Here is an 11,980-nt window from a genome sequence, read left to right on the forward strand (position 1 = left end):
TACTCAATGAATACTGAATAAAACGTGTGTTCACTCAATAGGCATTAAGAAATGATGATTTCTCAATCCTGCGTGAGTGCCCACACAGATTGTCTGACAAATTGTTAAAGAGCTGCTCTTGCGAGCGCTGCCTCGTTGCCGAAGCCGGATGCGTATCTTACGCGTCCTGTTGTTTAAGTCAAGCGGAAAGTTTCACTTTCTTTTCAACTTAAACTTCAACTTTCGAGCCGTTGAGCTCAATCATCGAAGCGGAGCGCCATTTTAGCTAGCTAAGTTGCCAAGTCAAGGACTTATTTAGCAAGTTAACTGCGTGGCTGCTGCCGTGTTGAACGAATCACTCAAGCTGCCTAAGCGGCTTGTCCCCGTCAACGTGGAGCGCATTATAGATAAGGATTTGCGGAGTGCAACAAGCAAATCGAACATTTAGCACCAACCGACCAAGAAAACATCAACGCCAGCTCACTTTGCACATTTAGCCACCAATTCCGGCCTAAAAAGCGCGGACCTCGCCAAACCCTTGCCGCTTCAGGGCGTCGAATAGCCAAGGTCCAGGCTGACTACCTGTATAGAAGAAGCGCGCACCGTCGCCCCGCTCCAAGGTTAAAGCCGATTGCCGACACAGCTTCTCGACCTGGCGCGCCACCGCGGCGCCGGAATCCACCAGTTGCATATTCGAGCCTAATACCTCTTGCAACTCCGCAACTAGCAAAGGGAAGTGGGTGCAGCCCAACACCACAACATCCGGCTGTTGCACGAGTAGTGGCTGCAGTATTGCAGTCAATGCGGACCGATTTGGCGTCTGACCTGCCATCTTGGCCTCCGCCATACGTACCAGTTCGCTGCTACCGATGCGGATCACCTGATGTTGCGGTGCAAACGCGTCGATCAGAGCATCGGTGTACTGCCGCTGCACCGTGCCCGGTGTGGCCAACAGACCGATCCGGCCGGAGCAGGATAACTCTGCCGCCGGTTTGATCGCTGGCACCACGCCCACAACAGGGATCATCACCCTACTGCGAAGTTGCTGCAGCACCAGCGTGCTCGCACTGTTGCATGCGATCACCACCAATGCGGTGTCGTAACGCTGAATGTGCTCTTGGATCAACCCAATACAGCCCTGGATCAAATCGGGTTCAGACAACTCACCATAAGGAAAGCGCGCAGTATCCGCCAAGTAATGGATGCTGGCCTCAGGCAATCGTTGGCGTATGTGCTGGTAGATGGACACGCCACCCACCCCGGAGTCGAATAATAAGATGGAGCTCATGGAACCCGTCTGCTAAATAAAGATGCGGTGCTGCAAGTTAGAACGACATTCTCACACAAGCATCGCTTTCGACCAAGATCACTGGACTTAGCCTCACAGGTGGTTAGAATTTGCCCCCTTTATATAGACAGACGCTCGGAGAATCTCATGGATCTGGCTGCACTCGATCCCCGTCGTTACGATGACCAACTGGCCGAAAAATGTGAGCGAATGCGCGCTCTGTTCGCCGAATACACCACCCCAGAGCTGGAGGTATTCCGCTCCGAGCCCGAGCACTACCGGATGCGCGCCGAGTTTCGCATCTGGCACGAAGGTGATGATCTGGATTACATCATGTTCGATCAGGCCACCAAATCCCGGGTCGCCATCAAGCAATACCTGCCGGCCAGTGCGCTGATCAATGAGTACATGATCAAACTGCACGATGCCTTGCGCCCAACCCCGGCTTTACGCCACCGTCTGTTCCAGGTTGATTTTCTCTCCACTCTCAGTGGTGAGTTGGTGATCAGCCTGCTGTATCACCGCCAACTGGATCAGGCGTGGACCGATGCCATCGAGGCGTTGCTGAAGGAGTGGAACCAACCTGGCGTATCCTTTATTGGCCGCGCTCGGAAACAGAAGATCTGTGTTGAGCGCGACTATGCGGACGAAGTCCTGCACGTACATGGCCGCCCGTACCATTACCGCCAGATCGAAAACAGCTTTACCCAGCCCAACGGTAAAGTCGCGGAAAAAATGCTGGAGTGGGCGGTCGATGCGACCCGCAACAGCAGCGGCGATCTGCTCGAGCTGTACTGCGGTAACGGCAACTTCTCGCTGGCGCTGGCGCAAAACTTCGAAAAGGTCCTTGCCACCGAGCTGGCGAAACCCTCGGTCGAATCGGCACAGCACAACATCGCCAAGAACGGCATCGATAACGTCACCATTATTCGCATGTCCGCCGAGGACTTTACCGATGCCATGAATGGCGTGCGCGAATTCAATCGCCTGAAAGGGATCGATCTCAAGGCCTTTAACTGCAACACCATCTTTGTTGATCCGCCGCGCTCTGGACTGGATCCTGCCACCGAAAAAATGGTGCAGGGCTACGATCGCATCCTCTACATCTCCTGTAACCCAGAAACCCTACTGGAGAATATGAAGACGTTGGGACAGACCCATACGATCACCAAGTTCGCGCTGTTTGATCAATTCCCCTACACCCACCACATGGAAGCCGGCGTTCTACTGGAGCGTAAGTAGGCCTATTGGCCCTAACAACAAGCATTTGGCGCGCCATGTTATGGCGCGCCTTTTTTTGCCCCCATAAACAGTGAGCAAAGTACAAGCTTTACACTGCATAACAATCGCCTTACTCCTCCACTGGTAAGCTGGGCGGCGCCACCCCCTTGCCCATAGAGAACCGAATGATAAAGGCAAACTTTCCTATACTGCTGTCCGCCGCTGCGCTCAGTGCCAGCCTCACTGTTCAAGCCAATACAGCCCCCAACGTCATCATTATCCTGACCGACGACCAAGGCTGGGGTGATGTGGGCTATCACGGCATTGAGGATATCCATACCCCCAACATTGATCGTCTCGCAGCCGGCGGCACCGCATTTGCCCAAGCCTATGTCACCGCTTCGGTATCAGGCCCCTCTCGCGCTGGGTTGATCACCGGCTTGCACCAACAAAAGCTGGGCTTCTATGGCAATGGGGAGTTGAGCGTGATCCCTCACAGCCAGCCGACACTGGCTGAGATGCTGCAAACGCAAGGCTACGACACCGGCATGATCGGCAAATGGCACCTGGGCCAGGAAGAAGATCAGATGCCATGGCGTCGCGGTTTCGATTTCTACTATGGCTCACCCCATGGCTCCCACGACTACTTCCGCTCAAGCAACAGCCTGGAGGAAACCCGCAAGCGCTTCCTGCCCATGTTGCGCAACGGCAAGGTCGACACCCCAGTTCAAGAGCGAGGCGATTACCTGACGGATGTCTATACCGACGAGGCGATCCAATTTATCGAGTCGGAGCGGGAGGCACCGTTTTTCCTATACCTAGCCCATAACGCGGTGCACTTCCCTTGGCAGGTGGCGGAACGATATATCGATCGTCTGGCGGATCTGCCAGTTCATCATGAGGAGCGTCGATTCTTTGCCGGTATGGTACTGGCGGTCGACGACAGTGTGGGTCGCATCATGCAAAGCTTGGAAGAGAACGATCTCAGCGAAGATACGCTGGTACTCTTTCTCAGCGATAATGGTGCCCCGCGAGGCCAAGGCTTTGAGGCCCCCAAGCAAAAAGACCGCGGTCAAACCACCATGGCCAGCCCGGGCCCCTTCAACGGCTTTAAAGGCGATACCTATGAAGGTGGCTTAAGGGTTCCCTTTGTTGCCCATTGGCCCGGCACCATCCCTGCCGGTCAGATCTACCCGCACCCAGTGGTCAGTTACGATATTGCCCCCACCATTCTGGCTCGCTCTGGCGTCATCCAGCCGATGAAGGGCCTGCCGTTCGATGGGGTCGATCTACTGCCCTATCTCAGCGGCCAGATCGAGCCACAACAACGGCCGCATCAAACGCTGCACTGGCGCCGCGACAATGACTACGCGATCCGTGATGGCGACTGGAAGCTGACCTGGAACAGCCAAAGCGGGCCGCAGACCATCCGGCTGTTTGATCTAAAGTCGGATCCCGAGGAGAGAAACGACGTGGTCGACCGCTATCCTGAACGCGCGCAGATGATGCAAGACCGGTTCGATGATTGGGACAGCCGTTTGCCCAGCAACATGGCCGGCAAGGATCCCCAGAACCGCAACGACCATTATCAGCAGGGTCAACGCACCAATGTGATGCAGTTTAATGACCAAGAGCGGGCCAACTAGGCGCCCCGCGCTCACTCGCCCAATAGACAAACCCGCCAACTTCGGCGGGTTTCTTTATGCTCAGTCTGGATTGCGCTGCTGATATTTATTGGATTTTTGCAGCGCCTCACCGCCCAACGCCAGCATCGCCACCTGCAGCACCAAGCGCTCGCTCAAGGCTTTGCGCTCGGCCCGAGTCATATCCAACGCTTCCGAGCCCGTCGAAAACACCAATACAACCATGGCCTCCGCCTGCGCATAGGACAAGGCTTGCGTTCGTCCAGCGCGCGCTTGCAGGTAGTCGCTGAGCTCGTCGGTAAAGTGGCGGATCTCCCGATTAACGGCGAAACGAAATGCCTCCGACGTGCCGGTGCGTTCACGCAGCAGCAGGCGGAATACATTGGGGTTTTGCTCGACGAACTCCATATAGATCTCGATAGAGGCGCGGATCACGCTGCCGCCCTGCTCGGCCCGCTGACGCCCTTTGCGCATCAACTGGCGCAGGGTTAATCCACCTTCATCGACCATGGTCAAGCCGAGCTCTTCCATATCCTTAAAGTGGCGATAGAAGGAAGTGGGCGCGATCCCGGCTTCACGGGCAACCTCACGCAAGCTTAAGCTGGAGAAGCTGCGCTCAGCACTGAGTTGATTGAACGCGGCATCCACCAGCGCACGCCGGGTTTTCTCTTTTTGCTGGGCTCGGATCCCCATGGCTCTCACTCTACTCTCTTGATCAGGGCAAAACAGGCAGATAGTAACGCTATTGGCGCCACTGCGCATCTGCGATGCTGCAACTCTTGCATTTGCGCATGGATCTACGACAATAGCTTACAACTGTAAGCCGAAAAAGTTGTCAAGGATGAATAAGAAACCGCCCCTCATTTGGCTCAACATCGCCATCTTTACACTGACCTTTGCCGTCGCACTGATCGGCGTGCCATGGTACGCCCTGACCCATGGCTTCTCTTGGGCCAGTGGCATTATTGCCGCAGTCTTCTGGCTGTGGAGCGGGATATCCATCACCGCCGGCTACCACAGGCTTTGGTCCCATAAAGCTTGGCAAGCCCACCCCAGCGTGCAATGGGTACTGGCTATTGGTGGCGCCATGGCGCTGCAAAACAGCATCCTGCACTGGTGTGCCGATCATCGGGTGCACCATAAGCACGTGGACAACAATGACAAGGATCCCTACTCCGCAAAGCGGGGTTTCTGGTTCAGTCATATGGGTTGGATGCTGCGTGAATACCAGCCCGACGGCCACGATTATAACAATGCCCGAGATCTGCAAAAAAACCCGGTGGTCATGCACCAGCACCAGCATTACGGCGCTTGGGTATTGCTCACCAACATCGGCCTGCCGGTGCTGCTCGGCTGGCTTTGCGGCGATTTGCTCGGCACCGTGCTGCTCGCAGGCTTCCTGCGGCTGGTGCTGGTTCATCACGCCACCTTCTTTATTAACTCTCTGGCGCATATCTGGGGCAGCCAACCCTACTCCGATGCCCACACCTCAAAGGACAACGGCTGGTTGGCCTTGGTCACCTACGGCGAGGGCTATCACAACTTTCACCACACCTTTGAGTACGACTACCGCAACGGCATTCGCTGGTGGCATTTCGATCCCACCAAGTGGTTGATCAAAGGATTAGAGAAACTGAAACTCGCCAGCGGGTTACGACGGGTGCCTTCGGATCGGATCGAAGCGGCCAAGCTGAAGATGCAGCTAAAGCTGAGTCAACAACTGCTCAGCCGCCATCAAACGACGGGTGAGTTCCTCGGTAAGCTGGAGCAGGAGTACGATCAACTGCTGCAGAAGCTGCAGGCCTATTATGGCGAGAAGCAGCGACTGCTGAAGCTGCAAAAGCACCAGCTTGACCGTAAGGCCCGGCGCCAATTGAAAGAGCTCAAGCAGGCCTTTGAGCTGCAACAAAGACAGTGGCAACTGCTGCGCCAACAACTGCACGCCTTGACCGAAGAGCAGCAACGCTAAGCACAAAAAAGGCGCCCAACGGCGCCTTTCTTTGTGGCTATCTATCAGCCGGACTGACCAAAGTCGATGTCGATCCAGGTCAGGCGTCCCAGGTGGCCCAGCGCCGGCTCCGGCTGGCCCTGCTCATCATAGAACCATTCAAACCCGTTTTCGCCGACCGCCGGCCAGAACACCCCACGCTCGACGATGCGCAGATCCCGCTGAGGGATCACATAGTCCTGACGCAAGCCCAGCATGCTGGTCCAGATCTCTGCGAAGGTATGCCCCGACTCCACCTCCTGGCCGTACAACATGCCGCCTTGGCTGGACGGCGCATCCTGATTAATGGCGCCATCAGAGACGATCTGGTAGCTGGACAATAGCTTGCGCATGTTGCCGGAGTCCCAGCGATAGCTGTCGAGATCCAGATACGGCACGGTGAAGTGCGCCGTATCTTCATCGCTCTGCAAGCGGCCCATGATCACGAACGGACGGTTACCCGCCACCCCGCCCGGCTGGCCCTTGTCATCTCGCAGATACTTACCTTCATCCCACTCGTTGATGTAGTCGGTCAAAAACTGCAACTGATCGCGGTTGCGCTGGCGCGGTCGCTCGGACAGATCCCGCGGCATCGGTGATTCAAACTGGGTCAACAGCAAGCTGACGCGACGGCCATCGGGCAGCAGCAGGCTAAGATCGACAAAGTTGGTGTCCATGATGCTCAGTGCATCCCAAGCCTCATCGCCCAACACATTGCCGCCCCCCAGAGAGGGCTTGCTGGCGCCATTAACATCACGCCAGTTGAAGTCGCGGAAGGTACGGACGCCGTCAACATCGAGCGGGTATTGGGACAACAAGACGAAGCTGTTCTGGCCGTGGTAATGGCCATAGCCGTTACGGTCTTCCGGTGGGAAAACCAGGCCATCGCCACTGACGTCGATATCCTCGTCGAAACGCTGACCCGAGTTGGTGGCCGCGACGTAGATATGAGGGTAACTGAGGCCCGCCAAGCCGGCCTCCTGAGCCTTGCTCAGGTAGTTCTCCTGGAAGTTGCGGATAATGGCGTCACTGGCGGTGTCGGTGTCGCGCACATCCACCGAGATCCCGGTCAGCAACAGCACGTCTGGACGCCCGCCCTGATAGTCCTGCTGGATCATCGCCGCAATGCTTTGCAGCCGTGGCGAGGCATCGCTGCCGGTCGCGCGCACCTCATTGAGCAGCCGATCGTAGCCGCCGGCTTCATCGTAGGCCATGTCCACATGGAAGGTGGCAAAGCGTAGGGTGTCAGTAAAATTCTGGGTTTTGCTTGAATCGCTGCAAGCGGTCATCGCCAACGCCACTAGGGCCAAGCCGAGGGTTCGAAACTGCATGGGTGACTCCGTACCACATTTGTCGAAGAGTTGGCGCCAAAATATGCCGCCTACCGCATTGATTCAAGTGACAACTTTCAGAACTGCGGCGTTTTTCACCAAAAACCAACAATTCGCCCTAAGCCTAGGGGCCAGCTGGGTTATCATTCAGCCAGACGTAGATTAAGGAAACCCCATGACGGTAAAACTGACCGAATACAGCCACGGTGCTGGCTGCGGCTGTAAGATCAGCCCCAAAGTACTGGACACCATACTGCAGAGCCAGCTGAACATCGCCCCAGATCCCCAACTGCTGGTGGGCAACGCCTCTCGGGATGACGCTGCTGTCTACGCCTTGGATGACACCACGGGGATCATCTCCACCACGGATTTCTTTATGCCGATCGTGGACGACCCCTTCACCTTCGGTCGGATCGCCGCCACCAATGCCATCAGCGACGTCTACGCCATGGGTGGCCAACCGATGATGGCCATTGCCATCCTCGGCTGGCCGGTAAATGTGCTGGCGCCGGAGATCGCCCAGCAGGTGATCGAAGGAGGCCGCGCCGCGTGCCGCGACGCCGGGATCATGCTGGCCGGTGGCCACAGCATCGATGCGCCTGAGCCCATCTTTGGCTTAGCCGTCACCGGCCAGGTGCCGCTGGCTCAACTCAAGCGCAATGACACCGCCAAGGCCGGCGACAAGCTGTACCTGACCAAGCCGCTGGGCATTGGCATTCTGACCACGGCACAAAAGCAGAAGAAGCTCGAAGCCGCTGATGATCAGATCGCCATTGAAGCCATGTGCCAGCTCAATACCATCGCCCTCGAACTGGCGCAGCTGCCCGGCGTGAATGCGCTGACCGATGTCACCGGTTTCGGACTCGGGGGTCACCTGCTGGAGATGTGTCAGGGCGCCGATCTGCAAGCCCAGATCCAACTCGATACCCTGCCACTGCTGCCACGTATCGATCACTATCTCGCATTAGGGTGCATCCCCGGCGGTACCCATCGCAACCATGACAGCTATGGCGAAAAGATCGCGCCACTGTGTGACCATGCCAAGGCCTTGCTGTGCGATCCACAAACCTCCGGCGGCTTGTTGGTCAGCGTCACACCAGCGCACGCCGCGCAGTTGGAAGCGGTGTTGGCGGAAGCTGGCCTGCCAAACCAGTGTATCGGCAGCCTGAGTGATTATCAGGGCGGCTTCCGGATCACCCATGACTGATCGGATCCCGGCCAGCGACTACGCCCAGCTGCTACTGAGCGACACGCCGATGATCGATCTGCGTGCCCCGATCGAGTTTACCAAGGGCGCCTTTCCCGGCTCGGTCAGTCTGCCCTTGATGAGCGACAGCGAGCGGGCGGCGATCGGCACCTGCTACAAGCAGCAAGGGCAACAGGCTGCGATCGACTTGGGCCATCAGCTGGTCAGCGGCGCCGTCAAGCAAGCGCGGATCGATGCCTGGTTGGCACAGATCCAACGCCAGCCCGACACCGTGCTGTACTGCTTTCGCGGGGGCATGCGCTCGCAGATCACCCAACAATGGTTGCGCGAAGCTGGGGTTAACCGGCCATACGTCGAAGGCGGTTACAAGGCGATGCGTAGCTACCTGATCGCGCAGACCGATCGACTCACGCAGACGGCCGACATGGTGATCGTCGGCGGCATGACCGGCTGCGGCAAAACCGACTTTCTGACGCCTCGGGCGGACAGCGTTGATCTGGAAGGATTGGCCAACCATCGAGGCTCCAGTTTTGGCCGGCAGCTGACGGAGCAACCGAGTCAGATCAACTTTGAAAATACCCTGGCACTGGCCCTGATGCGCCATCAAGCTCGCGGGGCAACACAGTTGATCCTCGAAGATGAGAGTCGCCTGATCGGCCGCTGCTCGCTGCCACTGGAGATGCACGAACGCATGGCTCAGGCCCCGCGCGTGATCTTGGAGATCAGCACCGAGGCGCGGATCGAGCAGATCCTCAAAGACTATGTCACCGACATGCAAGCCGCCTTTATCGCCCGCGATGGCCTCGAAGCCGGCCATCAGGCCTTCAGCGAGCATCTGCTGGCCAGCCTCTCGCGGGTCAAGAAACGACTTGGGCCGGTACGCTACCAAGCCCTCAATGACATCATGGTCAAGGCACTGCAGCTGCAGCTGTCACGAGGGGCGCTGGATGGCCACCGGGACTGGATCGCACAGCTACTCACGGAGTATTACGATCCCATGTACCACTACCAGCTTGAGAAGAAGCCCACCAAGCCCCTGTTTCAAGGCCCACCGGCCGCCGTGGCCGAGTTTCTCGATCAGCGGCTCTGAGCGCCAAAACCCAAAAGGCCGCGCCTCCCTTCGGAGTCGCGGCCTTTTTTATGCGTACAAGCTCAATTGGCGCGAGGCGGCAGGATCGTCTGCCAAGGCAGCGCCTGAGAGCCGAGCACCATGTAGTTGGGGTTCTCTAGGCTTTCCCGCTCGTTGTAGCTGAGCGGCTGATACAGGGTATCGACGATCACGCCACCGGCTTCCGACACAATGCACTGTGACGCCCCGGTGTCCCACTCGCCCGTCGGCCCCAAGCGCAGATAGCAGTCCGCCGCGCCCTCCGCCACCATGCAACTCTTCAACGACGCACTGCCGAAGGGCACCAGCTCATAATGACGGGACGGATCCAGCCGGGCGATCACCGTCTCCCGTCGTTGCCGCCGGCTAACCGCGATCTTCAACGCCTCGCCCTGCGCCACCGAACGGCTGTGGATCGCCTGCGCTTCGCCCCGTTGGAATTTAAAGGCGCCATGACCACGGCAGGCATAATAACAAGCCTCCGTCATGGGCGCGTAGATCACCCCAAGCGCAGGACGCCCCCGCTCGATCAATGCGATATTCACCGCAAAGTCACCGCTGCCGGCGATAAACTCCTGGGTGCCATCGAGGGGATCGATCAGCCAATAGCTCTGCCAATGACAGCGCTCGGCGAGGGGAATGTCGGCATCTTCTTCCGACAGAATGGGGATCTCCGGGGTCAACTGGGTTAACGCCGAGACGATCATACGGTGCGCGGCCAGATCGGCACTGGTCACCGGGGTATTATCGGACTTGGTTAGGGCTTCGTACTCGCCCTGTTCATAGATCTGCCGGATCTGCTTTCCTGCCTGGATAGCAATGTCCATTACCGGGTCTAGCAAAGATTGCAGGCGACTCACTCCACCACCACCTTATTACGACGACACACCTTCCAGTTTCAGCCGCTTTTGCGCCAAAAACAAGGCGCTGATCGAGCGAGACTCGGAAAAATCCGGCCGCGCCAGTAAAGAATCCATGTCAGCCAGCGGCCAAGGCACCACCTCCAGCGGCTCAGGCTCATCCCCCTCCAACCGACTCGGGTACAGATCCCGCGCCAGCAAGATGTCCATCTTGCTGGAGAAGTAACTGGGCGCCAGTGCCACCTGATGCAACAGCTCGAGTCGATTCGCTGCGTAACCGATCTCCTCCTGCAGCTCACGATTACCGGCCTGCAGAGCGGACTCGCCAGGATCGATCAACCCCTTGGGGAAGCCCAGCTCGTAGCTGTGGGTGCCCGCCGCGTACTCACGCACCAACAACATGGTGTGCGCGTCCAGCATGGGGACAATCATCACCGCCCCGCTCATGGTGCCCCGCATCCGTTCGTAATGCCGCTCCACGCCATTACTGAAACGCAGATGCAACTGCTCCACTTGAAAAAGGCGACTCTTAGCCACCAATTCTGTCGCGAGGATCTCCGGCTTCTTGCCCTGACTCATGCTCAACTCCCTGTGACTCAAAGACCTGGAATGACGCCGTTATAGTTAAGCGGATACGCTCCGCTGCTGTCCGGCTGACCCAGGAACATCAGTGCCTGACGCAGATCCGTCGGCTGCTCGTCGGTTTCACGAATGGTGGCGGCCAGCTTAACCTGATTGTCCGCCAACAGCAGCGCCTCGCCCTGCACGCCAATACGGTTCTCGGCCTCATCCACGCTCAGCTGAGCGTTGCCCTGCTGACACGCCAATGAGCCGGCCAGATCCCCTAACGGGTAATGGCCAAACTGATTGCGGACATCCAAGCCCGTGATCAACAATCGACCATTGAGTTGCTCACACCAAGGCTGGCCTTGTTCGAGCTGACGCACATTGAGCGTCACGCCACCACTGAGTTCGGTGCGCAGCGGCAAACGGGTATCCCCCACCAACCAGCCGAGTGGGGCACTGAAGCGCAGGTTCTCTGCCGCCAGGCCACCCAAGCCATACTGCACCGCGCCTTGCGCCTGAACCACACTGTCTTCAATGCGGAAATCCAACGCCGCCGTGGCCGTCAACAGCTGCGCAGGCGACAGGATCCAGTGGATATTCTCCAGCTGTCGATCCGCCACATTCAATTGACCGATCTGGCCCTGCCACAGGGTGCCGTCAATGCCACTGATCGCCACACCGGGTGGCTTGGGCGCCAACTTCCAGATCCAAGCTGCCGGCACGTTCGCCAACAAAAACAGCAGGTACACCACAAAACCGGCCAGGCCGTACTTCAACACTCTCACATTC

Annotated in this window: 11 protein-coding genes; 5 read left to right on the top strand and 6 right to left on the bottom strand. The window is 57.8% G+C overall.

From position 1 onward, the window contains the following. Positions 1–490: 490 nt before the first annotated feature. Entirely contained in the window at positions 491–1,267 is a 777-nt protein-coding gene (gene murI, locus ABEA08_RS13160; protein WP_345335786.1) for a glutamate racemase, read from the bottom strand. Positions 1,268–1,414: 147 nt separating this feature from the next. Between murI and trmA the strand changes: the two genes are divergently transcribed. After that, positions 1,415–2,509: a tRNA (uridine(54)-C5)-methyltransferase TrmA gene (gene trmA, locus ABEA08_RS13165; RefSeq protein WP_345335787.1), complete on the top strand. Its 1,095-nt coding sequence runs from the start codon at positions 1,415–1,417 to the stop codon at positions 2,507–2,509. 164 nt (positions 2,510–2,673) lie between these two features. Continuing rightward, complete coding sequence (locus ABEA08_RS13170) at positions 2,674–4,134, top strand: sulfatase family protein (RefSeq protein ID WP_345335788.1); 1,461 nt, start codon at positions 2,674–2,676, stop codon at positions 4,132–4,134. A 60-nt stretch (positions 4,135–4,194) separates the two neighbouring features. Here the strand turns inward: ABEA08_RS13170 and fabR are convergent, their stop codons facing one another. Next, positions 4,195–4,824 carry an HTH-type transcriptional repressor FabR gene (gene fabR / locus ABEA08_RS13175; protein ID WP_345335789.1) on the bottom strand — a complete coding sequence of 210 codons (630 nt, stop codon included), beginning with the start codon at positions 4,822–4,824 and terminating at the stop codon, positions 4,195–4,197. Between the two features lie 148 nt (positions 4,825–4,972). Between fabR and ABEA08_RS13180 the strand changes: the two genes are divergently transcribed. Next, entirely contained in the window at positions 4,973–6,100 is a 1,128-nt protein-coding gene (locus ABEA08_RS13180) for a fatty acid desaturase (RefSeq protein WP_345335790.1), read from the top strand. Positions 6,101–6,144: 44 nt separating this feature from the next. On the opposite strand, the gene ABEA08_RS13185 is transcribed toward ABEA08_RS13180, so the two are convergent. Next, complete coding sequence (locus ABEA08_RS13185; RefSeq protein WP_345335791.1) at positions 6,145–7,449, bottom strand: endonuclease/exonuclease/phosphatase family protein; 1,305 nt, start codon at positions 7,447–7,449, stop codon at positions 6,145–6,147. A 175-nt stretch (positions 7,450–7,624) separates the two neighbouring features. Here ABEA08_RS13185 and selD point away from each other — a divergent pair, with 175 nt between their 5' ends. Together selD and mnmH are read left to right on the top strand one after the other, a co-directional pair. Next, a complete protein-coding gene (gene selD / locus ABEA08_RS13190) occupies positions 7,625–8,656 on the top strand; it encodes a selenide, water dikinase SelD (RefSeq protein WP_345335792.1) in 1,032 nt (343 codons plus the stop codon). Next, a complete protein-coding gene (gene mnmH, locus ABEA08_RS13195) occupies positions 8,649–9,746 on the top strand; it encodes a tRNA 2-selenouridine(34) synthase MnmH (protein ID WP_345335793.1) in 1,098 nt (365 codons plus the stop codon). Before selD ends, mnmH begins: the two co-directional genes overlap by 8 nt. Positions 9,747–9,808: 62 nt before the next feature. Here mnmH and cysQ read toward each other — a convergent pair whose 3' ends face one another. From cysQ to ABEA08_RS13210, 3 genes are read right to left on the bottom strand one after another with little or no spacing between them, the layout of a single operon-like run. Next, positions 9,809–10,624 carry a 3'(2'),5'-bisphosphate nucleotidase CysQ gene (cysQ, locus tag ABEA08_RS13200; RefSeq protein ID WP_345335794.1) on the bottom strand — a complete coding sequence of 272 codons (816 nt, stop codon included), beginning with the start codon at positions 10,622–10,624 and terminating at the stop codon, positions 9,809–9,811. A 15-nt stretch (positions 10,625–10,639) separates the two neighbouring features. Continuing rightward, complete coding sequence (gene nudE, locus ABEA08_RS13205; protein ID WP_345335795.1) at positions 10,640–11,203, bottom strand: ADP compounds hydrolase NudE; 564 nt, start codon at positions 11,201–11,203, stop codon at positions 10,640–10,642. A 17-nt stretch (positions 11,204–11,220) separates the two neighbouring features. Next, positions 11,221–11,976, bottom strand: a complete 756-nt coding sequence (locus ABEA08_RS13210) for a type II secretion system protein N (RefSeq protein WP_345335796.1) — start codon at positions 11,974–11,976, stop codon at positions 11,221–11,223. Positions 11,977–11,980 lie beyond the last annotated feature (4 nt).

It is taken from the genome of Ferrimonas pelagia (assembly GCF_039543565.1).
In the GTDB taxonomy this organism is placed as follows: domain Bacteria; phylum Pseudomonadota; class Gammaproteobacteria; order Enterobacterales; family Shewanellaceae; genus Ferrimonas; species Ferrimonas pelagia.

Bases quoted from the DNA above. Each gene is read 5' to 3' on its own strand.
- murI (WP_345335786.1), bottom strand. From the start codon at position 1,267: ATGAGCTCCATCTTATTATTCGACTCCGGGGTGGGTGGCGTGTCCATC.
- trmA (WP_345335787.1), top strand. From the start codon at position 1,415: ATGGATCTGGCTGCACTCGATCCCCGTCGTTACGATGACCAACTGGCC.
- ABEA08_RS13170 (WP_345335788.1), top strand. From the start codon at position 2,674: ATGATAAAGGCAAACTTTCCTATACTGCTGTCCGCCGCTGCGCTCAGT.
- fabR (WP_345335789.1), bottom strand. From the start codon at position 4,824: ATGGGGATCCGAGCCCAGCAAAAAGAGAAAACCCGGCGTGCGCTGGTG.
- ABEA08_RS13180 (WP_345335790.1), top strand. From the start codon at position 4,973: ATGAATAAGAAACCGCCCCTCATTTGGCTCAACATCGCCATCTTTACA.
- ABEA08_RS13185 (WP_345335791.1), bottom strand. From the start codon at position 7,449: ATGCAGTTTCGAACCCTCGGCTTGGCCCTAGTGGCGTTGGCGATGACC.
- selD (WP_345335792.1), top strand. From the start codon at position 7,625: ATGACGGTAAAACTGACCGAATACAGCCACGGTGCTGGCTGCGGCTGT.
- mnmH (WP_345335793.1), top strand. From the start codon at position 8,649: ATGACTGATCGGATCCCGGCCAGCGACTACGCCCAGCTGCTACTGAGC.
- nudE (WP_345335795.1), bottom strand. From the start codon at position 11,203: ATGAGTCAGGGCAAGAAGCCGGAGATCCTCGCGACAGAATTGGTGGCT.